Source organism: Chlamydiota bacterium, from assembly GCA_016178055.1.
Taxonomy (GTDB): domain Bacteria; phylum Auribacterota; class JACPWU01; order JACPWU01; family JACPWU01; genus JACOUC01.
In genome coordinates this window covers 1-20605 of the sequence record JACOUC010000023.1, presented here as the reverse complement: position 1 = coordinate 20605, position 20605 = coordinate 1, and the positions used below count along the sequence as shown (strand labels likewise).

General features: G+C 42.5%; 21 protein-coding genes. 10 read left to right on the top strand and 11 right to left on the bottom strand.

The genetic code is table 11. The features are described 5' to 3' along the window. Positions 1-7: 7 nt before the first annotated feature. From gspE (HYS07_03110) to HYS07_03090, 5 genes are all read left to right on the top strand, one after another. Positions 8-1708: a type II secretion system ATPase GspE gene (gene gspE / locus HYS07_03110; GenBank protein MBI1870162.1), complete on the top strand. Its 1701-nt coding sequence runs from the start codon at positions 8-10 to the stop codon at positions 1706-1708. 116 nt (positions 1709-1824) lie between these two features. Then, positions 1825-2907 carry a type IV pilus twitching motility protein PilT gene (locus HYS07_03105; GenBank protein ID MBI1870161.1) on the top strand — a complete coding sequence of 361 codons (1083 nt, stop codon included), beginning with the start codon at positions 1825-1827 and terminating at the stop codon, positions 2905-2907. Next, on the top strand, positions 2904-4610 hold the full coding sequence (gspE, locus tag HYS07_03100; GenBank protein MBI1870160.1) for a type II secretion system ATPase GspE: 1707 nt from the start codon (positions 2904-2906) through the stop codon (positions 4608-4610). Before HYS07_03105 ends, gspE (HYS07_03100) begins: the two co-directional genes overlap by 4 nt. After that, a complete protein-coding gene (locus tag HYS07_03095) occupies positions 4610-5872 on the top strand; it encodes a type II secretion system F family protein (GenBank protein MBI1870159.1) in 1263 nt (420 codons plus the stop codon). Before gspE (HYS07_03100) ends, HYS07_03095 begins: the two co-directional genes overlap by 1 nt. 124 nt (positions 5873-5996) lie before the next feature. Continuing rightward, entirely contained in the window at positions 5997-7718 is a 1722-nt protein-coding gene (locus HYS07_03090) for a hypothetical protein (GenBank protein MBI1870158.1), read from the top strand. A gap of 31 nt (positions 7719-7749) precedes the next feature. On the opposite strand, the gene HYS07_03085 is transcribed toward HYS07_03090, so the two are convergent. The 8 genes from HYS07_03085 to HYS07_03050 form a co-directional block, all read right to left on the bottom strand. Next, positions 7750-8283, bottom strand: coding sequence for a hypothetical protein (locus tag HYS07_03085; GenBank protein ID MBI1870157.1), 534 nt, complete (start codon positions 8281-8283; stop codon positions 7750-7752). Between the two features lie 25 nt (positions 8284-8308). Beyond that, positions 8309-8782, bottom strand: a complete 474-nt coding sequence (locus HYS07_03080) for a hypothetical protein (protein MBI1870156.1) — start codon at positions 8780-8782, stop codon at positions 8309-8311. A 223-nt stretch (positions 8783-9005) separates the two neighbouring features. Next, positions 9006-9935 carry a HipA domain-containing protein gene (locus tag HYS07_03075; GenBank protein ID MBI1870155.1) on the bottom strand — a complete coding sequence of 310 codons (930 nt, stop codon included), beginning with the start codon at positions 9933-9935 and terminating at the stop codon, positions 9006-9008. 11 nt (positions 9936-9946) lie between these two features. Further along, a complete protein-coding gene (locus tag HYS07_03070; GenBank protein MBI1870154.1) occupies positions 9947-10252 on the bottom strand; it encodes a HipA N-terminal domain-containing protein in 306 nt (101 codons plus the stop codon). Between the two features lie 2 nt (positions 10253-10254). Then, the gene (locus HYS07_03065) at positions 10255-10494 is read right to left on the bottom strand and encodes a helix-turn-helix transcriptional regulator (protein MBI1870153.1); all 240 of its coding nucleotides are present in this window, start codon (positions 10492-10494) and stop codon (positions 10255-10257) included. A 361-nt stretch (positions 10495-10855) separates the two neighbouring features. Beyond that, positions 10856-12220, bottom strand: a complete 1365-nt coding sequence (locus HYS07_03060; GenBank protein ID MBI1870152.1) for a dipeptidase — start codon at positions 12218-12220, stop codon at positions 10856-10858. Positions 12221-12501: 281 nt separating this feature from the next. After that, positions 12502-13137, bottom strand: coding sequence for an MBL fold metallo-hydrolase (locus HYS07_03055; GenBank protein ID MBI1870151.1), 636 nt, complete (start codon positions 13135-13137; stop codon positions 12502-12504). 408 nt (positions 13138-13545) lie between these two features. Next, positions 13546-14118 (bottom strand): DUF1802 family protein, encoded by a 573-nt coding sequence (locus tag HYS07_03050; protein MBI1870150.1) that lies wholly within the window; start codon positions 14116-14118, stop codon positions 13546-13548. Between the two features lie 293 nt (positions 14119-14411). Between HYS07_03050 and HYS07_03045 the strand changes: the two genes are divergently transcribed. Next, positions 14412-16055 (top strand): FecR domain-containing protein, encoded by a 1644-nt coding sequence (locus HYS07_03045; GenBank protein MBI1870149.1) that lies wholly within the window; start codon positions 14412-14414, stop codon positions 16053-16055. A gap of 18 nt (positions 16056-16073) precedes the next feature. Here HYS07_03045 and HYS07_03040 read toward each other — a convergent pair whose 3' ends face one another. Genes HYS07_03040 through HYS07_03030 form a run of 3 tightly spaced genes read right to left on the bottom strand, consistent with a single transcriptional unit; the run spans position 16074 to position 16862 of the window. After that, complete coding sequence (locus HYS07_03040) at positions 16074-16250, bottom strand: hypothetical protein (protein MBI1870148.1); 177 nt, start codon at positions 16248-16250, stop codon at positions 16074-16076. A gap of 7 nt (positions 16251-16257) precedes the next feature. Then, positions 16258-16593: a nucleotidyl transferase AbiEii/AbiGii toxin family protein gene (locus HYS07_03035; GenBank protein ID MBI1870147.1), complete on the bottom strand. Its 336-nt coding sequence runs from the start codon at positions 16591-16593 to the stop codon at positions 16258-16260. After that, on the bottom strand, positions 16572-16862 hold the full coding sequence (locus HYS07_03030; GenBank protein ID MBI1870146.1) for a hypothetical protein: 291 nt from the start codon (positions 16860-16862) through the stop codon (positions 16572-16574). The genes HYS07_03035 and HYS07_03030 overlap by 22 nt, the downstream gene beginning before the upstream one ends. A gap of 60 nt (positions 16863-16922) precedes the next feature. On the opposite strand from HYS07_03030, the gene HYS07_03025 reads away from it, so the two are divergent. The 4 genes from HYS07_03025 to HYS07_03010 form a co-directional block, all read left to right on the top strand. Beyond that, positions 16923-17654 carry a succinate dehydrogenase gene (locus tag HYS07_03025; GenBank protein MBI1870145.1) on the top strand — a complete coding sequence of 244 codons (732 nt, stop codon included), beginning with the start codon at positions 16923-16925 and terminating at the stop codon, positions 17652-17654. A gap of 27 nt (positions 17655-17681) precedes the next feature. Further along, the gene (locus HYS07_03020) at positions 17682-18068 is read left to right on the top strand and encodes a four helix bundle protein (GenBank protein MBI1870144.1); all 387 of its coding nucleotides are present in this window, start codon (positions 17682-17684) and stop codon (positions 18066-18068) included. Then, positions 18035-19798 (top strand): fumarate reductase/succinate dehydrogenase flavoprotein subunit, encoded by a 1764-nt coding sequence (locus tag HYS07_03015; GenBank protein MBI1870143.1) that lies wholly within the window; start codon positions 18035-18037, stop codon positions 19796-19798. The genes HYS07_03020 and HYS07_03015 overlap by 34 nt, the downstream gene beginning before the upstream one ends. Before the next feature lie 139 nt (positions 19799-19937). Then, on the top strand, positions 19938-20605 hold a 668-nt coding region (locus tag HYS07_03010), incomplete at its 3' end, for a succinate dehydrogenase/fumarate reductase iron-sulfur subunit (GenBank protein ID MBI1870142.1).

Genomic DNA, 20605 nt, shown 5'->3' with positions numbered 1-20605 from the left:
GATTTAAATGTTCAAAAACGAGTCCCAAGTAATGGATCTTTTATCAAAAGAAGGACTCATTTCACTTGAAGAGATTCAAAAGGCTCAAGAGTTTTCAAAAATTGTTAAGAAAACCCTTTTAGACGCACTTTGCGAAATGGGATTTGTCCAAAAAAAACATATCCTAGAGTTGGTCGCCAAAGAACTTGGACTAGAAATTTTTAACTTTCAAAAACATGAAATTACTAAAGAAATCCTTCACCTTCTCGACCCCTCTGTCGCACGCCGCTATAAAGTCATCCCTCTAGAAGCGCTCGACGACACCATCAAGGTTGCCGTCTTAGACCCTTTTGATATTGAGGCGATTGATAATCTTCATTATCTCTTAAGAAAAAATATTGTCAGCGTTCTGGCAGATCCTGAAGATTTTGAAAAAGCCTTGAACCAGTATTATGGGGTCTCTGAAGAAACCGTTGATGCAATGCTGAACGAATTTAAGGATACAGAAATTAGCTTTCTGGATAAAGATGCTTCCCCTGAGGAAGGGGAAGAGGATCCGGATGCCCCTATTGTAAAATTGGTGAACCTTCTGGTTTTAGAAGCTTTTAAAAATAGGGCCAGCGACATTCATTTGGAACCGCTTGAAAGAAAATTTCGAGTTCGCTACCGCATTGATGGGGTTTTACAAGAAGTTCAAAGTCCTCCGAAGCGACTTCAGCCCTCTATCCTTTCACGCATTAAAATCATGGCCAACATGAGTATTGCAGAACGACGCCTTCCCCAAGATGGCCGCATCAAGATGAGTCTGATGGGGAAACAAATTGATTTGAGAGTCTCAACCATCCCTTCTAATCACGGGGAAAGCATTGTGATGCGACTTCTGGATAAAACAAATCTTTTGCTGGGACTGGGTCAACTGGGTTTCGTTTCTGACGATGAAAAAAGATTTGAACAACTGATCCGCCAACCCAATGGCATTCTTCTCATTACCGGTCCTACCGGCAGTGGAAAGACAACAACCCTTTATGCCTGTTTGAACTCTATTAACCGGCCTGATCGCAAAATCATTACCGTCGAAGATCCCGTCGAATACCAGCTCTCAGGCGTCAATCAGGTTCAGGTGAACGAAATGATCGGGCTTTCTTTTGCAAATGTCCTCAGGTCTATTTTAAGACAGGCCCCCAATGTGATTATGATTGGAGAAATCAGGGATCATGAAACAGCTGAGATCGCTGTTCACGCAGCCCTGACAGGTCATCTGGTTTTTAGTACCCTTCATACCAATGATGCGCCTGGGGCGGTCACTCGTCTCGCTGATCAAGGAATTAAGCCATTTCTGGTCGCCTCAAGCCTGATGGGGGTTTTGGCTCAAAGGCTCATTCGCGTTCTGTGTCCTAAATGTAAAGAGCTCTTTGACCCTCCTCGAGCTCATTTAAAGCTCATTAAAATTCCACCTGAAAAATTGAAAGACGCCCATTTCTATCGTCCCAAAGGCTGTCAAAACTGTAGTGGGGTAGGCTACCGGGGTCGGATTGGAATCATGGAACTTTTGACGATGGATGATAGCCTTCGCCAGTTGATTTATCAAAAAGCCCCGAGCTCAGAAATTAGAAAACGCGGCCGAGAGATTGGAATGAGGACCTTAAGGGAAGATGGCATCCAAAAGATTTTAGCGGGCCTTACCACTTTAGAAGAGGTTTACCGCATTACAGCTGGAGATGAGGAATGAAACTATTTCGGATCTCGGATTTTGGATTTCGTATTTTTAAATGTATGGATTTGTTCAATTCGAAATTCGAGATCCGAGATCCGAAATCCGAAATTTAAAAGGGGGGTTTTATGGAAATGACTGATTTATTAAATATTGTGATTGATGAAAATGCCTCCGATCTTCATTTGATGGTAGGAACCCCACCCTATATTCGTCTTCATGGTATTCTGGTTCCTTTGGAAACAGACCCGCTTCTACCGGAGGATACTGAAAGGCTCATTCGAGGTGTTGCCTCAGAGGATCACTTAGAAAAACTGAGGAAAAATGGAGGCGCTGATTTTGGATTCGCCTTTGGAGAAAAGGCCCGATTTCGTGTCAGCATCTATCGTCAGAAGGGATTTTATGGCATGGCACTTCGCGTCATTCCCTCCAGAATATTAAGCCTTGAGGAAATTGGATTTAATCCCATGATCAAAGAACTTCTTTATAAACCTCGGGGTCTTGTTCTCGTCACAGGTCCAACAGGGTCAGGGAAAACAACCACACTGGCCTCTATGATTGATAGCATCAATCTGGAAAGGGGTGTTCATATTCTGACGGTCGAAGACCCCATTGAATATTATCATCAACATAAGAAAAGCTTGGTGACTCAAAGAGAGGTGGGAGTCGATGTCCCTACCTTTTTAGAGGCCATTGTGCGGGGTTTGAGAATGGATCCCGATGTAATTCTCATTGGAGAAATGAGGGATTTACAAACGATGGAAGCAGCCATTACAGCGGCTGAAACCGGACATTTAGTCTTTGCAACCCTTCACACCACAGGGGCCGCTCAAACCGTCAATCGAATCATCGATGCCTTTCCAGTCAACCAGCAAGAACAGATTCGAGCCCAGTTATCTTCTTCTCTCGAGGCTGTGATTTCTCAATTGCTTTTACCTAAAATGGACGGGAAAGGAAGAGTGGCTGCTTTTGAAATTATGACTGTAACCCCCTCTATTAAAAACCTCATTCGGGATAATAAAACCTATCGCATTACGTCAGATATTCAAACAGGAGCAAAATATGGCATGATCACAATGGATGCTCACCTGGCTCAACTTTATCAACGAAAACTCATCAGCTATGATAGCATGATTTCCAAAGCCTATTTCTTAGATCAAATCCGCGAAAAATTTGAAGAAGAGGCCAAAGGACAAGGACGAGCAAAGATAAGATGAATGAACATTTTCATTTAAGTTATTTAGATCGCATTCTTCTAGAGAAAGGGCTGGTCACCCAACAGCAATTGGATGAAGCTCATGAAGAACATTTACGCACAGGAAAGTCTCTGGGCCATGTTCTTATTAATTTTGGATTTCTCTCTGAAGATGAGATTTTATCAGCCTTAGGTGAGCAACTTGACATGGAAAAGGTCTCCTTAAGGGAGATGGAGATTCCTCCGGAGGTTATCAAAAGTGTCAATTCATCGACGGCCAAACTGTATGGCATTGTCCCCTTGAGACTTAAAGAAGGACTTCTGACCATTGCCATGGCGGACCCCCTCAACCCAGATGTTTTAGACGATCTACGATTTCTTCTGGGATATGAGATTAAGGGGGCCATGAGCAATGAAGAAGATATGGTCTATGCCATCGATAAATATTATGGCCAAGCGGATGAATCGATTGAAAGTTTACTGGGAGAAATGCAAACCGAACTTTCCTTGGGAGAGGATCTCAGCGACACAGAGACGCTGGATGTTGGGAACCTCAAAGAATTGGCTCGGGAAGCCCCTGTCGTTAAACTCCTTAATCTGATATTGATTCAAGCTATTAAAGACCGGGCGAGTGATATCCATTTTGAGCCTTTCGAAACAGAGTTCAAAGTGCGTTATCGTGTGGATGGAACCTTGTATGAAATGGTCCCTCCCCCCAAACGGCTTGCCTTGGCCCTTACCTCCAGAATTAAAGTCATGGCGGATATGAACATCGCGGAAAGGCGCCTTCCTCAAGACGGCCGTATCCAATTGAATATCGCGGGTCGCCATATCGATCTAAGAGTTTCAACCCTTCCCACTCAATTTGGTGAAAGCGTTGTGATGAGAGTCTTGGATAAAACGGTCGTCTCACTTGAACTGAGTCAATTGGGCCTGGCCGAAGACCATTTAAAGATTATGGAAGAAATGATTGAAAAGCCCAATGGCATTATCATTGTCACAGGTCCTACCGGTTCAGGAAAAACAACCACACTCTATTCATCTCTTAAAAAAATTAATACCATTGATGCCAAAATCATTACGACCGAAGACCCGATCGAATATGAAATTGATGGAATCATGCAAATTGCCATCAAAAGCGAAATTGGCCTTACCTTCGCCCGATGCCTGAGAAGCATTTTACGGCAAGACCCTGACCGAATCATGGTGGGAGAAATCAGAGACCTTGAAACCGCTCAAATTGCCATCCAGGCCTCCTTAACAGGTCATTTGGTCTTTACAACCCTTCACACCAATGATGCCGCAGGGTGCATTGCACGTTTGACCGATATGGGGGCAGAACCCTTTTTGATTAGTTCAACCTTGATCGCCGCTGTTGCCCAGCGTTTGGTCCGCAAGGTCTGCACAGAATGTAAGGAACCCGTCACCCTTTCTCTAGATTTACTCGAGCAATTGCATCTTTCTCAAAAGGACATCGAAGGCATTACATTTTATCGAGGACAGGGATGTTCAAAATGTAACAACACCGGTTACAAGGGCCGATCGGCTATTTTTGAGATATTAAGAATTTCTGAACCGATTCGAGAACTTATTTTAGAGAGAGCTCCTTCTTCTCTCATTAAACAAAAAGCTCGCGAGACCGGAATGCGCACCTTGAGGGAAGATGCACTTCTTAAGCTCTATGATGGAATCACAACTTTTGAAGAAATTGCAAAGGAAACATAATGCCAAAATTCAACTATGTTGCCACCAATGCAGAAGGTAAACAGCTCAAAGGATCTTTGAGTGCCGATAACACCTTAAATGCCATTAACCTATTAAGAGGTAAGGGTCTCTATCCTCTCAACGTAACCGAAGCCTCAGAGTCTGTGGCTCCTGAATCCATGAGCCTCGCCCCTCAAACCCAAGAAAAAGAGGGACGACCTTCATTCTTAAAAAAACTATTCAGGGGAAAGATCCGACCCAAGGCACTCACCCTTTTCACCCGTCAACTGGCGGTCTTAATCGATGCGGGTCTTCCTATTCTAAAATGTCTTCACCTTTTGACAGAGCAGGAAAAAAATAAGACCTTCAAAGACCTGATCAGGTCTTTGGCCGATTCTGTCGAAGGAGGAAGTACATTTTCAGAATCCCTCGGAAGACACCCGAAGACCTTTTCAAAACTTTATTCGAGCATGGTGCGTGCAGGAGAAGCGGGGGGTATTCTTGATGAGGTTTTGAACCGGCTAGCAGAATTCATGGAGAAAAGCCAACGCCTGAAAGCCAAAATTAAGTCAGCCATGATTTACCCCACCCTCGTTCTTATCTTTGCTTTTGCAATTGTGACCTTTCTTGTGACCGTCATCATTCCAAAATTTGCAGACATCTTTCTCGAACTGGACATTGATCTTCCCACTCTGACCAAGATCATGATTGGCATCAGCGATTTCACAAAGAGACGCTGGTATCTTTTTATCTTGGCCTTTTCTCTTCTCATCACCATTTTAAAATTGGTCAATCGAACGCAGAAAGGAAAATTTCGATTAGATCAAACTAAATTACATCTACCCATTTTCGGAGAGATTATTCGAAAAATTGCTATTGCCCGATTTTCAAGAACCCTTGGAACATTGATTTCAAGTGGCGTTCCCATCCTAAAGGCACTGACCATTGTTCGAGATACCATCGGCAATGAAGTGGTGGTCAAAGCCGTCACCTTGGTGCATGACAGCATTCGGGAGGGGGAATCCATTGTAGGCCCCCTTCGAGAGAGCCGGGTATTTCCGCCCATGGTGACCGGAATGATCGATGTTGGGGAACAAACAGGAAATCTTGCAGAAATGTTGGTCAAAATTGCCGATACCTACGATGAAGAGATTGATGTCACCGTCCAAGGGCTCACCTCGGTCTTAGAACCCCTTCTCATTGTTACCTTGGCTGTCATCGTTGGATTTATCGTGATTGCGATGTTTCTTCCCCTCATCAAACTGATGCAGGGACTTTCGTAAGTTTTAGGGGACGTTCATTGATTTATTGATTTAAAACAGACAACGAATTTATTAGCTTTAATAAAAAAGAGGTCGGAAAACTGAAAAAATACAACTAAAATTAGATTATGTTTATAATGGAGTGATGAATCGAAAAGTTTTAAAAATTGTAACCGAAACCTTTTTTTTAATTCTCATCTATGGATCCGGACTTTATTTTCGTCTCTTGCCCCGACTAGACCAAGATCCGCATCTCCTGACTTTTGAAGCAGATATCTGGTATCGCCTGTGTATGGCTCAAAATCTAATGGACCATGGACATCTACCCCAGGACGATATCCGCTACGAGGCTTATGGAGGAAATAGTTCCGCCTCTCCCCTGCATAAAACAGATCATCCAGCGCAGAACTCACAATCCGTGCCCTTAACCCAAAATGGAAAAGTCCCTTTTTGGTATCCCCCTTTTAGTCTTTATATTTTTGTCTGGCTCTCAAAAATCTCTGGTTGGGATCTTTCAACGGTTTCTTCAAGAATCATTCCCTTTCTTGAATCCTTCGTACCTTTAGGATTTTACTTTTTCTCCCGTTTTCTCATGGGAAGAAAAGTTGCATTTTTGGCCACACTCTTTTTAGCCTTAACCCCTTCGTTCGTTTTCTGGAGTGGAATTTCAGATCCTCAGTCCTTTACTCTTTTGATGATTCCCTTGATTCTCCTCATTTGGATTAAACATGCCTTGCGTTATCAAAGTGAGGAGGTCCGAAAAGTCTCAAAATATTTGCGCATTTTACTCGTGGGAGGATTGTTGGCTCTTTGTTTTTTTGTCCATCTCTCTTTCTTTCTTATTCCCTGCTTTCTTTTCCCAATTACTTTAGGTCTACTCTTTAAAAAAATGACCCGACCCCGGATTTTTTTTGATCTTCTTCTAGCATTGGGTCTTTCTCAAATTCTGACCGTAGGATGGTGGGGACCCCAGCATCTTTACTGGTGGTGGACTCAGTCCATCACAACCTCAAGCGCCAACCACATTCCCACCAAACAACTCATGGATTATGGGATGGTTGCGGGAATTGTAGGAATTTATTTTCTCACCCTTCTCTTCATTAAAATGTTTTCTCGAAAAAAAGAGGATACAACCTGGAACTGGCTTCCCCTGATCTGGGCTTTTCTTCCCCTTTTAGAAACTCAAAATGAGCATATTCTTAAACTTCTTGGGAGAGTTGATTTATCTTGGTCCACCCTTTTTAAACCTCTCGAGGGGTTTCGATTTTTTTGCTTCCTCGCCCAACCCCTCGCCTTTGGCTTTGGCATCATAAGTTCTCAAACTTTAAAAAAATTAGGAGGGAAAAGAGCAATTTTTATGTCGATCATTCCTCTCATCTTCATTTTGATGTTCGCTGACATGCATTTCATCTATAACTTCGAACGAAGAATTAAGAATGCCGGCTTTACCATAGACGAGATTGAGGCCGCCCAGTGGTTCAGAACCCATTCCAAACCGACCGACCGAATCATTGCAGATTATTACCGGGCACAGATGTTCTCAGGATTTTCAGGGGGCAAGGCCTTGGAAGGAATGGCTTTCCCACTTAGAAACGTCCATCTACCTTACATCAGCCAGCACAACTATATTGTTGCAAAAGACGTTTATAAAATTTATACAACTTCGATTCCTGAAGAAGCCATTTCCCTCATGAAACGCTATGGGGCCACTCATCTTTTCATTTCTCAAAACATGGGAAATAATGGAAATTTTCTAAATAAAAAATGGGGAGTCACTTATAATTTTGATACGCTTCACAATTCAAAATATTTCCGAGCGATTTATCAAAAAGAGGGAAAGGTGGTGATTTTAAAAAGAATTGTTTAACCCAAATCCAAAACTTGATTTTGAGTTTAGGTTATGAGGAAAGAAAATTGAGATAGGACTGAATTTCTTCAGGAATCAATCGCATCAGTTCTTTTTGGGTTTCGACCAATCTCATTAAATCTGCAAGGTCTTTTTGCCTTTTGCTCGGCCTGCGATTTGGGTCTTGAATCGCCCAAATTTTTCCCTGAACGACATCCTCAATAGAGGCTACGGGAAAACGATAACCTAAAACATCTTTGACTTGGGCTCCCTGAATAAAGGATTGATATCTGGGATCTCGTTGAATCTGAATTCTTAAGTCCGATTGATCGGATGAAATGTTGATGCTATTGGGAAAAATCTTTAACTTAAATATTTTCTTGAGCTGAGGGATAAGAACATCTATTTTCTGGCTAACGATCACAATATCAAGATCTAAACTGACCACAGGTTCAGCATAAGCATTAACCGCTAGCCCCCCTATCACGCAAAAGGAAGCATCTTCCTTTTCAAGAAGATGGAAAAACTCCTGAATGAAATCCCCTTGGGTATGGGTCAATTTCTTTAAAAACTCTTTATTTGTCATCAATCTTTATTGTAACACAATTTGCTCACTCAAGGGCGGCAGCCTTTTTCACAACCAAATCCACTTGATACTCTGAAAGTTCTATTTTATCCCCACTTTTGGGATAAGGATCGACTTTTAAAATTTGAAGAGAATATCCTCCCACGATTTCAGGGGATTTACTTTTTGGAAAGATCGGAAAAGGAAGCGTATGCCCCCCTAAATCCTGCCCATCTTTTTCAAGGTGAACCAAAACTTTTACTTGTCCTGCCCAAACACATTCAACTCCTTCAGGGCAACGAGAGTCAGAAGGAATTCCTTTTAGAGTAACTTTAAGATTTTCAGATGATATAGCAACGGTTCCCCCTACTTTAAGTTGAAAAGGTTCACCCAAGACCAGAACCTGTTCGTCACAACAAGCTTGATGAGAAAAACTTATGATTGTCCCAAATTGAAAAACAAAAAAGAAAATTAAAAATACCTCTCCGTAAAAAAATCCTTTGTGGTTCTTCAAAAACATAAAGCCCTCCTTTTTAAGTTACGCAACGCAGTTAACCCGGGTTTCTCATCAGATTTCGTAGCGAGACCGTCAAGTCCGCTTTGGATGCGAGGAAGACGACCGAGGCCGTGTGAGGCGTACTCATCAGTACGTTGAGCAGGGCCGACCGAGTTTGACGACGCAGACGAGGCGGAATTGGCGCTCTGAGTAGAAATGTGATGAGAAATTCGGGTTAAAAAGGGGGTCACAATTTTAATCGCGCCCGTCGTTCGACAAATAATTCTGAATATGCCTTTTTCATTTCCTCGCTTAAAAAACTCCTCTCGATCAGACGCCTCCATTCGGGGAATGCGTCTTGCAATTGTTTGAGACAGCTTTGAACAGTTCTTTCATTCAGGCTCAGCCGTTCTCTTCCGAGATATTGCAAAAAGTCTTCTCGAGTCAATTTCGATTTTTTCCCAGCAAGCGGCACGGCAAGTTCTTCTTTTGATTTTCCTAAGGCCACGATCGTGCTGTTTAAAAGATCATAAGCCGGGGCCAGTTTAAAAACCTGATTATCTGCCGAAAACAACGAGAAATTCTTGGCATGCATGTCTTCATTGCCCGTCAAAAAGCAAAAAAGTGTCCGCAGAAAGAATTCACGACACTCCAGGGCCGGGAAAGTCGTGTATTGTTGGACTGTTTTGGCGAAATTTTCCATAGAGGTATTGTATTTAACTTCTCTAGGCAAGCCAAGAAGTTGACCGAAGTCTTCAAGATAGTATTTTTTGCCTTTCCTGCGATCAAAACGCTTGATGAAATAAGTCCGCGTTCCGTCTTTGGCATACACCAAACCGTGCACGGGCACTTGGATACCCGAAATCGCCGCCAGCCGCATGGTCAGATCTTCATTTTCAGGCACTTCACGGTAGCCCGCAGGAGCGGGTTTTAAAATGTACGTGCCGCCGTAGTCGACTATTTTGAATCGACCTACCGAAACAGCCAGCTTAACGCTTAACTTGACCTGCACTCCCTGTATCGACATTTTCCCTGCACGTGCCGCTGCTTCTTCACGCTGTTCTTCCAGCGTGAGATGGAGCGGTTCGAGCTTCTTGAGTCCAGGTGAAAGGAGTTTCAATCCTTGCAAAGAATAGTGTTCCCCGTCGGGAATATTTCTGTACGTAATGGCGCAAATATTTGTCTTGCTCACGCCATTTTCTCCACAGTCAGGGCGCCGACAAGATCACGTCCCACAGCCAAAAGCTGCCCGAAATAATCCCTGCGGTCAATTTTGGTTCTCCTTAAAAAGGCTTCGAGGTTCACGCCCTCGGGAAGAAGCCCGTCGAAGAAAGACGGAAACTCTTCAAATTCAAACCGCTCTTTTTCACGAGGCATGGTCCTGGAAATGGAAGGGCCTTTGTAATCTTTACTGTACTTAAAAACATAATGCCCGTTCTCTTCGGTCAGAATTCCAGACGGACGACTATTGAAATAAATCTTAGCTTTTTTCATACTTACGTTTCCTTCATGGCTTGCAGAAGCGGACTATAAAAACGAATCTCGATATTTAAAGCATCGAAAACGCGCAACAAAGTATCCAACCGAATCGTCATTTTCCCGTGCTCGAGGTCAAAGATCACCGTTTTACCTACGCCTGCAAGCTGGGCAAGCGCTATCTGGGATAACGAGCTTTTGTTTCGGTGCAGGTGCACCAACTCGCTAATCTCTTTTTTGAAATTATCTATGCTACTCATTGTTTAATACCGCCATAGCAGTATATTACACTATTTTTCTATATTTTAAAGAAAAATATGGATTAAAACATAAAAATTTACCGTTTAAACAGTATTTTATAAAATGTTAATATTCCTCGAAAGGCATCCTTTTTATATCGTAATAGTTTAGCTCCCATTCTCCCTCAAGGGAACCGAGGCGATTTTTGATGGGGCGTTGAAGTCGTTCGCGAGCATGGTACCTCGACGAATAGTCGAGGTGAGCGAACGACTTCACCGAGCTCGTCCCGATCGCTGGTCGGGGCGAGCGTCCCCATCAAAAATTGCCTCGGTTCCCGGAGCTAAACTATTACTTTATATCACTGTTTTTGGGGAAATCCTCTTACTTTGACAAACGATCATACAAATCCACCATACTTAGAATACCCTTATAAAAATTATCCAGATGCAGCCGTTCATTGGGGGCATGGGCATTTTCATCAGGAAGCCCAAACCCTAGAAGAAGGCATGGCTTTTTCATAATATCTGAAATTGTCTTCACAAATGGAATAGACCCCCCTTCCCGAATGAAATGAGCCTTTTTTCCAAAGGCAGTCTCTAATGCCCTCGACGCAATTTCAAGAACGGGATGATCGAGGCGTTCAAGAAAGGCCTGAGAGCCATGGTGCTTGATCACCTTCACCTTTACCGTAGGAGGGGAGATTTTTTTAATATATTTTTGAAAGGCAATGGCAATTTTCTTTGGATCTTGATTAGGCACAAGACGCATGCTCACTTTAGCCCCCACCTTCGCAGGAATAATGGTCTTGGACCCTTCTCCAGAAAAACCTCCGAAAATTCCGTTAATATCTAGCGTCGGCCTGGCCCACATCCTTTCAAACGTCGTATACCCCTTTTCCCCTATCAATTCCTTCACACCCATCATTTTTAGAAATTTCTTTTCAGAGAAAGGAAGCTGAGCCAACATCTTTCTTTCATGTTTGGATAAAGGTTGAACCTCTTTATAGAAATTTGGAATAAGAATTTTTCCGTCTTTCCCTTTGAGACGAGATAAAATACCCGCCAGGGCATTCGCAGGATTTTCCAGAGTTCCTCCCCACATCCCCGAGTGAAGGTCTTGCACAGGCCCTGTCACTTCTAGCTCCATATAGCAAAGGCCCCGAAGCCCATAACAAATGGAAGGAACTCCTTTATCAAGCATTGGCGTATCAGAAATAATAACGAAATCTGATTTGAGCAAATCCCGATGAGTCTTTAAAAATTTTTCGAGATTGGGACTGCCTATTTCTTCCTCTCCCTCTAAGAGAATTTTTAGATTGACAGGCAATCGTCCTTCAGTTTTTAAAAAAGCCTCGATGGCTGATAAATGGATATAGACCTGTCCTTTATCATCAATGGCCCCTCGGGCATAAAGATCCCCCTTACGAACCTGTGGCTCAAAAGGCGGATTCACCCACTCGTTGAGAGGGTCTACGGGCTGAACGTCATAATGCCCATAAACCAAAACCGTCGGCTTAAGAGCTGCTTCTAACCATTCCCCATAAACGATCGGGTGACGTTCGGTCGGAAAAACCTTTACACTTTTTAAACCTAAATTTTTTAACCGTCCGGCTAAAAAATTTGCACATCGGGCCACCTCTTGAACATGGCTCGGGCTTACACTAATGCTGGGGATACGTAAGCAATCACTTAAAGCGGAAAGAAAATCACCTCGATGCGAATCAACATAATTTAAAACCTTTTCCATAAAAATCCCTTTTCATAAAAGAACATTTTTGGATATTGAACTCTATCAGATTTGCTTGCTCAATTCTTTCTTAGTAAAACCAGACCATTGACAACAGAAAAAATCAGAATAAAAACATCGGCTGTAATCCAGTAACCTCATATGTCCCAACCCCAAAAGCCCAGCAAAATAATAACAGCCGTCAAAACAAGAGACATCCCCATTCATTTAAATCTACTCATTCAGACTTCTTCCTCTTTTGGGATCTCTAAAAAAGATACTTCCCCCTTCGGCATGATCCTCTACTCCAGCAAATGCCCCATCGCTCGTAAGAAAAGAGGGAGCGATTCACATTGAAGGTAGGGATTATCTTTTTTCTGTTTCCCCAAGCTCTCAGTAGTCTGATCAGCATAATTGTGCCCAGGATAAAGAATGATTTCGTCATTGAGCAGGCGCAGTCTCGATAAACTCTGAAACATTTCTTCTGGGCTTCCTCCTGGCAAATCACAACGGCCGCAATAGTTGATAAAAAGCGTGTCTCCGGAAACTAGCGCATTCTCGACTAAAAAACACTGCGAGCCTGGCGTATGGCCAGGGGTATGAAGAAAGCGAATCTTTAGATTTCCAACTTTTAAGGTGTCTTCTCCTTTAACCTTTTTAAGATTGGAATCCAATTTTTTAAGTGCAAAGGCGTCATGTTCATTCACATAAACGGGGACATCTTGCTTTTTCAGGAGACCTTCGATCCCATTCACATGATCAAAGTGATAATGCGTGGCCAGAATCCCTTTGAGTTTTAAATCTTTTTTTTCAAGCGCCTGATGAATCTGATCAGGCTCCCAACCGGGATCCACCACCACCGCCTCACGTGTCTCGGGGCATCCAATCAGATAGACAAAATTCTGCATGGGACCCAATTCAAGCTGATGAAGAATCATCCCACCACCTCTCTTTCTCTCTTTGGCTCGATCCCACCACTTGCTGTACCACCAGAGTTTGGTCCAATTCTTTCGGACTAGTCCCAAGCAGCAACAGCAAGGGGTTGAACGAAGAGCCAACTCTATATAATACCCAAGAACAGAGATAGGAAAATGGAATTCGACGCAAGATCTTGGCCATCTTGACCTTCAGAAAGCCTCGGCAGACACCTGTCAGTGTATGCCTACGTTTCCCCCTTCGGGGACCTTGTCTTCAGGTCAATCTGGCTCAAGCTGTTGCGTCTCGGTTCTCATTTCCTATCTCTGTCCTTGGGTAATATTATAATCATCATGATGTCTTCTCCTTACTTATTTACGATATCTAATCCGCATTCTATGGATCGGCAGGTGGTTGGATCATGGAAGAATTCATTGTAAAAGCTTTTCAATGGTATGTTTTTTCTGATGAAATTCTGGATTCGACAATACCGGAACTCCCTCGGTTGAAAAATTTTCCCCAAAATCGATCCAAGATCGGCATCCCCCAAAATCTGACCGATTCGGAAGAGAAATTTCATGAGGCAGCTTAAAAACCCTCAAAATAAGGGCGAAAAGACCCTTTTTCTTCCCCCAAGAAAATCGCTCTTCTAAAAGGGACTGGGTCCAAATGTGATGTCCTTCTAAGGGCCTCAAAACTTTCACATCCGTGATTTTAAAAACAGATTGAATGGTCGCATAATACTGAAGATGAATAAATTGATCTTTAGGTCGATGAAGAATGATTTCCTCTAGACGAGAATGAACGGAAGGGATTAGCTCTTGCCTTTTCTGATGTTCATAGGTCGGAAAAAGAAAGAACTCCCGATTTTCAATCTCAAAACCTCCCGATCCTTCCTCAAGCCCCCCTTTTCTAAAAATCACCACTTGCTGCCCCTGTCCTAAAGCATCTACCACGACAGCCCATTCCTTAAAAGCTTTAGAATTTCTTTCGAGAACTTTCATTAAGATCAATCCCCATTCTGTTAGTTGTTAGATTTAATTCGCTTTCTTGTTATCAGGGTCCAATAACAAAAAGTGATCTATACGTCCACGGTCCACAGTCCATAGAAATAAACGATCCCTTCAAAGCTGTCGACCATCGACTATCGACTGTGGACTATTGTTATCCATTGAATAAAAATAATCATAACAAAAATTCACAAAAAAAATGCAAGAAAAGTCCTTAAAAAGTGCTATAATTCGCCCCATTCATTTTTAAAAAGATTATAGATCCTGTTTTAAGAAAGGTAAAAAGAATGAAAAAAACTTTATGGTTGATAGCGCTCTTTGTAAACAACCTCTTCTTCCCCTTTTTGGCGAACGCATCTTTTCAAGCTAAAATCAAAGACCTTCAAGGGCAAGTCAAGATAGAGACCGGGGTAGTTGAAAAACAAGCTCAAGCTGGAGACACCGTTTCTATTGCCGACACCCTCCTGACAGGAGCTCATTGCTATTGCATCATTCAATTGGACGAAAAAAATCTTTTCCGAGTCAAACAAAATGCACGGGTCAAAATCGAAAAACTCGGCGAAGAGGTTGAAAAGAACGGTTCCGTCGTAAAAGAAGTCCGTCTCAATTTACTTCAGGGAGAGCTTTGGGCCAAACTGGACGAGCTCCCTGCCCAAACTGAATTTAACGTGGCAACGCCTGTTGCCGTAGCCGGAGTTCAGGGGACTGTTTTCTCAGTAAATTTTGATGCTACGATTCAAGAAATGATCGTGGCCGTTCTTGATCACAAAGTCAGAATCAGCAGTTTACTAGAAGAAAACGTACTCGCCATCATTCAAAAATTTCAGAGCATGAAAATCGCCCCATGGAAAAATGCTCACATTGATGGAATGGGTCAAGGCGTTCTCCCTCAAGAGACTTTTAAAAAATTCAAGGATAAGTTAAACGAAAAAGATCATCAGATTCAAGCCCTGGGAGTAGGAGAAACATCTGAAGAAGCAAAAATTCAAGCTACCGAAAAACTGCTCCAGATGATTTCACAACTTTCAGATCGTGAAGGACAAACTCTAGGGCAAATAATGGAAGAAAATGCTTTCCTCCTTCCAAAAATTTATAACGTCCTGGCCTCAGCTAACATCGTTAGCTCCACTCAAAACCGAGAAGGCCGCTTCGAAGCTAAATGCGAAATTAATTTAGCCAATTTAAATAATTCCTGTGACCATGCCCTTGCGGATTTTGGAATGAGTATTCTTCCTTTAAATGAGGCAGAATACAATTTGAAATTTGGAGAAGAAACTCGAATCAGCATTTTAAAACAAGCGCAAGAAAAAGCCCGAAATCAATTGCTCAAAACTTTACAGGAAATCATCCATTTAGAAAATCTTGATCAAAAAGAGGCCATTAAAACAGCCCTTGAAAAAATTGTGCAGCGGGCCCAACAAATTGAAATCCGACATTTTTCAGATGGCTCCATCATCACCTCTCTTGAAGTTCGAGGGAAAACAGTGCTTGAGGCCATGAAACCGTTCGGAGATATCATCGGTAACTTATGCATTTCTAACCCTCAAATCATCAAATTTTGCAATTTCAAGGATGGCATGGAAATGGGATTAGAAGACAATTCAAAAGAGCCTAATAAAAACATTCCTCCCATCAAAGGTCGATTAGAAGAAAGTCATAAAGATATCTATAAAGAAAACATTCAGGTAGAAAAGGGAGTGAGTAAAACCGTGGAGCAAGATCTTCAACGTTTGAAAGAAGTTAGGCCAACCACCGAACGAAGGAAAGATGAACTTGGAATATCACAAAAAGAAACCAAAAAGAATATCCAAGATCGTCTGGAAGATAGAAAGAATCAAAGACCAGGGGTTTTTGATGGTAGCAACAAAGGAGACCGTTTACCCGAACCTCCAACCCCTCCATCGGATAAACCTGACCGAAATCAAAGATGAAATCGCGCTCACAAAAATTTAGCCGTGCATCATCAAATCTAATTTTGCAAGCGTTTTCACCTTTAATTCCTTCAAAAAAGGGCGGTAATTTTTGGGTAAAAATTTTTGAAGATCCCTTTTAATATTTTTTTCTTTAAAAAAATTCACACGGTCCACAAGATCAGAAATCGAAAAAGATTTCTTGTACCATTCCATTTTCCTTTTAATGTAATCCTCCCTCAGGGGAATCCCTTTGGATAAGCTTAAGACTTGGAATTTCATAGGACATCCGACCCACCATCTCTTTCAGCAAATCTTGAAGACGGATGAGCCGAGAGGAAATTGTGAAATCTAAATCCTCTGAGAATCGGAATGAACCATAAAGAAAATGAATAGCCGTTCCTCCTTTAAAATAAACCTTCTCACTTCCTTTTAATTCATAAAAAATTTTCAAAAAAAGCAGTTGAAGATACTCTCTTAAAATCGAGAAAATATCGATTTGAAACCGTCTTGAAAGATTTTGAAGCTGCTCTTCAGTCAGCATAATTTTTGAACCCATTTTTGGAATGGAGCATAAGAAATCTTAGCCGCAACTTTTTTAAAATACCTTAGATTGAAACACGACCGATCTAATTCGTCAAAATCGAGTTTACGAAGCCCTTTCGAAACAAGATAAATTTGATCCGCGAGCGCCTTTTCTGGTGAAGCAATCAAAAAACCTTTTTGCCGCTCATAACCCCAAAAAAGATCTTTGCGAATATGAATATATTCAAACTCTTTCCCCGAAACCTCTAAATTTTTGGTCTCATACTGGAATCCATTCATCATCGTTGACGACATTCCTTTCTTTATGATAGCTTGAGGGCCGTTTTCTAAATGTGATTGATCATGAATATTTCAAAAACACAAAATAATTCTTCTGTCTTAACTTTAAGAACCGATCTTTGGTGGCTGGCCCCTCTGTCTTCCAGTCTAGCCATTTTAGCCTTTGTCATTTATGCTACTTGGGCGGCTTTTCAAAAGGGACATTTTGAATATCAGAATTATCATTCACCTTTTTCCTGGCCGATTCATCCGGCCTGGTGGCCCTTTTCTCCGGCCTTTTTAACCATCTGGGCTCCACTTGGATTTAGGGGAACTTGCTACTACGTCCGTCGCGTTTACTATCGAACTTTTTTCTGGGATCCCCCTGCTTGTGCTGTTGGAGAAAGACGAAAAAATTACAGTGGAGAAAAAGAAGTTCCTTTCATTTTTCAAAACCTTCATCGTTTCTTTCTCTACACCACCTTGATAGAACTGGCTGTTTTGTGGCTCGATGCCATTCATGGTTTCATATTTTCTGGAAGATTCGGCTTTGGAATCGGCTCTTTGGTTCTCCTAATAAATTCAACGCTTCTTTCTCTTTATACTTTTTCTTGTCATGCCTTTCGCCATTTGGTGGGCGGCAATTTGGACTGTTTCTCTCAATGTCCCAAACGCTCTTTTCTATGGAAAAAAGTCAGTATTTTGAATGAAAGACACGGGCTTTACATGTGGATTAGCTTGGGTTGGGTTGGGTTTTCAGATCTTTACGTTCGACTCCTTTCCATGGGAATCTGGAAGGACTGGAGATTTTTCTAATCTAAAATCCAAAAATCGAAAATCAAAATGACAACGCAAAATTTAAAATTAGAAAAAGAAAAATTCAAAAGTGAGTTTAAGAATAGAATTAAGATTTATATTCTTAAACTTATCACCCATATCGAGGGCTTACCTCAAACAAAAATCTATCAAATTGTCTCAAATCAACTTTTGCGAAGCGGTACAAGTATTGGGGCAAATTATTTTGAGGCAAGGGCTGCAAGTTCGAAAAATGATTTTATCAATTTTTTTACTCACGCCCTTAAATCCGCAAACGAATCAAAGTTTTGGTTAGAAATCCTAACCGAAGTAAACCATAACAATGTCAAGGAAACGAAGTTTCTGCTCAAAGAAGTCGTTGAAATAGCCAATGTGCTTGCATCAAGTATTTTGAAGCCGGTGGAGCAGGTTTAAGAGCTGCCATTGAAGCTGCAAGCCAGGGTCTGCGGGTTGCCGTCATTTGTAAATCCCTTCTGGGTAAGGCGCACACAGTCATGGCTGAAGGCGGAATTGCAGCGGCCATGGGCAATGTCTACTCCGAAGACAATTGGAAAGTGCATTTCAGAGACACCATGCGCGGCGGGAAAATGCTCAATAACTGGCGCATGGCCGAGCTGCATGCAACGGAGGCGCCCGATCGCGTGAGAGAACTCGAAGCCTGGGGCGCCCTTTTTGACCGCACCAAAGATGGAAAAATTCTTCAGCGCGATTTTGGCGGTCATCGCTATGCAAGACTCGCCCATGTAGGAGACAGAACCGGACTCGAAATCATTCGAACCCTTCAATACCATGGGATTCATCAAGGCATTGACGTTTACATGGAATGCACCATCATAAAATTGCTCAAAGATCGAGAAAAAATTTCTGGGGTCTTCGGTTATTGGAGAGAAACCGGCAAATTCGTAGTCTTTAAAGCCAAAGCCGTTATTCTAGCGACCGGAGGCATTGGAAAATGCTGGAAAATTACTTCAAATTCTTGGGAAGGTACAGGCGACGGTGTCATGCTTGCCTTAGAGGCAGGCGCCGCGCTGATTGATATGGAATGCCAACAATTTCATCCGACGGGTATGGTCTGGCCCCCCAGTGTCAGAGGGATTCTCGTCACAGAGGGCGTACGCGGAGAAGGCGGAACACTGCGCAACAGCAAAGATGAACGCTTCATGTTTCGATACATCCCTGATTTCTTTAAAGCAGAAACAGCGGACAATGAAGCTGAAGCAGACCGCTGGTACAAAGACAAAAAAAATAATCGCAGAACACCCGATTTACTCCCCCGCGATGAAGTCGCCAGGTCCATCAATTCAGAAATCAAGGCAGGACGAGGAAGTCCTCACGGCGGCGTCTTCTTGGACATTGCTTCCAGGCTGGGCGCAGAAGATATTAAGAAAAAACTTCCTTCGATGTATCATCAATTTATTGAACTCTCAGGCGTAGACATTACGAAAGAGCGCATGGAAGTCGGACCCACAGCCCATTACATGAATGGCGGCATCCGTGTGGTAGCGGACACCACAGCGACAGAAATCCCCGGCCTTTTTGCAGCGGGTGAAGTGGCCGGAGGTCTTCACGGCGCCAATCGGCTCGGAGGAAATTCTCTTTCCGATCTTCTGGTCTTTGGCCGAAGAGCCGGACTTCACGCCGCAGAATACGCAAAAAATTTCAAAGAAACGCTCTCTGTCTCTTCTGATCAATTAGACTCCCTCGCCGCTGAAAGTCTAAAACCTTTTGAAAATTCTGGGAGCGAAAACCCTTATACAATTCATCAAGAGCTTCAAGAAATCATGCAAAGTTTGGTTGGGATTATTCGAATCGAATCAGAACTCAAAACCGCTTTAGAAAAAATTTCTCAATTAAAAGCCCGAGCCAAAAAAGTTCATGTGGAAGGACATCGCCAGTACAATCCCGGATGGCATTCGGCCCTAGATCTCTCTTCCTTATTACTCGTCTCAGAAGCCGTCACAAAATCAGCCTTGGAAAGAAAAGAATCACGCGGGGGTCACGCCCGTGATGATTATCCTAAAATGGATCCCAATTTTGGAAAGGTGAACGTTACGGTGCGAAAAAAAGGGGGGGAGATTGTTACAGCACTGGAACCTATTACGCCCATTCCAGATGAGTTGAAGAAACTTTTGGATGGATCATAATTCAAAAATCAAAGTGCAAAAATCAAAATGACAAATCAAAATCCAAAAATTTTCTAGCGCCATTGCAAAAGATACATTTTAATTTTTAATATGTCATTTTGATTTTTGATATTTGATTTTTAATTTAAGGAAAGAATCTATGGCTAACACAACATTAAAAATCTTTCGAGGTTCAAACGGCGTAGGCAACTTTCAAGAGTATACCGTCCCTCTTGACCCAGGCATGGTCGTCCTTGACGTTGTGCATCGCCTTCAAGCGACTCAAGCCCAAGACCTCGCCGTGCGATGGAATTGCAAGGCAGGTAAATGTGGTTCCTGCAGCGCCGAGATCAATGGCCAGCCTCGCTTGATGTGCATGACCCGAATGGACATTTTTCCTGAAGGAAAACCCATCACGATTTCACCCATGCAAGCCTTCCCTCATATACGAGACCTGGTGACCGACGTCTCTTACAATTATAAAGTTGCTAAAACCATTCCCCCGTTCAAACCCAAAGCCCCTGAAGCCGATGGAACCTGGAGAATGCAGCAAGAAGATGTCGAACGCTCACAAGAGTTTCACAAATGTATCGAATGTTTTCTCTGTCAAAATGTCTGTCATGTCTTAAGAAACCATGACAAGAAAGAGTCGTTTGCCGGCCCTCGTTTTTTAATCAAGATCGCATCTCTGGAAATGCATCCCCTAGACACAGAATCTCGCGTGGAATTTCTAAAGGAAAAAGCGGGTTCGGGACTCTGTAACATCACCAAATGCTGTACCGAAGTTTGCCCCGAACACATTCGCATCACCGACAATGCGATTATTCC

Excerpts from the sequence above, each read along its gene's own strand:
- gspE (MBI1870160.1), top strand. The coding sequence starts at position 2,904 with ATGAATGAACATTTTCATTTAAGTTATTTAGATCGCATTCTTCTAGAG.
- HYS07_03040 (MBI1870148.1), bottom strand. The coding sequence starts at position 16,250 with ATGGAATGGTACAAGAAATCTTTTTCGATTTCTGATCTTGTGGACCGT.
- HYS07_03050 (MBI1870150.1), bottom strand. The coding sequence starts at position 14,118 with ATGAAAGTTCTCGAAAGAAATTCTAAAGCTTTTAAGGAATGGGCTGTC.
- HYS07_03020 (MBI1870144.1), top strand. The coding sequence starts at position 17,682 with ATGACAACGCAAAATTTAAAATTAGAAAAAGAAAAATTCAAAAGTGAG.
- HYS07_03030 (MBI1870146.1), bottom strand. The coding sequence starts at position 16,862 with ATGATGAATGGATTCCAGTATGAGACCAAAAATTTAGAGGTTTCGGGG.
- HYS07_03105 (MBI1870161.1), top strand. The coding sequence starts at position 1,825 with ATGACTGATTTATTAAATATTGTGATTGATGAAAATGCCTCCGATCTT.
- HYS07_03055 (MBI1870151.1), bottom strand. The coding sequence starts at position 13,137 with ATGATTCTTCATCAGCTTGAATTGGGTCCCATGCAGAATTTTGTCTAT.
- HYS07_03035 (MBI1870147.1), bottom strand. The coding sequence starts at position 16,593 with ATGGGTTCAAAAATTATGCTGACTGAAGAGCAGCTTCAAAATCTTTCA.
- HYS07_03070 (MBI1870154.1), bottom strand. The coding sequence starts at position 10,252 with ATGAAAAAAGCTAAGATTTATTTCAATAGTCGTCCGTCTGGAATTCTG.
- HYS07_03090 (MBI1870158.1), top strand. The coding sequence starts at position 5,997 with ATGAATCGAAAAGTTTTAAAAATTGTAACCGAAACCTTTTTTTTAATT.
- HYS07_03085 (MBI1870157.1), bottom strand. The coding sequence starts at position 8,283 with ATGACAAATAAAGAGTTTTTAAAGAAATTGACCCATACCCAAGGGGAT.
- HYS07_03095 (MBI1870159.1), top strand. The coding sequence starts at position 4,610 with ATGCCAAAATTCAACTATGTTGCCACCAATGCAGAAGGTAAACAGCTC.
- HYS07_03025 (MBI1870145.1), top strand. The coding sequence starts at position 16,923 with ATGAATATTTCAAAAACACAAAATAATTCTTCTGTCTTAACTTTAAGA.
- HYS07_03045 (MBI1870149.1), top strand. The coding sequence starts at position 14,412 with ATGAAAAAAACTTTATGGTTGATAGCGCTCTTTGTAAACAACCTCTTC.
- gspE (MBI1870162.1), top strand. The coding sequence starts at position 8 with ATGTTCAAAAACGAGTCCCAAGTAATGGATCTTTTATCAAAAGAAGGA.
- HYS07_03080 (MBI1870156.1), bottom strand. The coding sequence starts at position 8,782 with ATGTTTTTGAAGAACCACAAAGGATTTTTTTACGGAGAGGTATTTTTA.
- HYS07_03065 (MBI1870153.1), bottom strand. The coding sequence starts at position 10,494 with ATGAGTAGCATAGATAATTTCAAAAAAGAGATTAGCGAGTTGGTGCAC.
- HYS07_03060 (MBI1870152.1), bottom strand. The coding sequence starts at position 12,220 with ATGGAAAAGGTTTTAAATTATGTTGATTCGCATCGAGGTGATTTTCTT.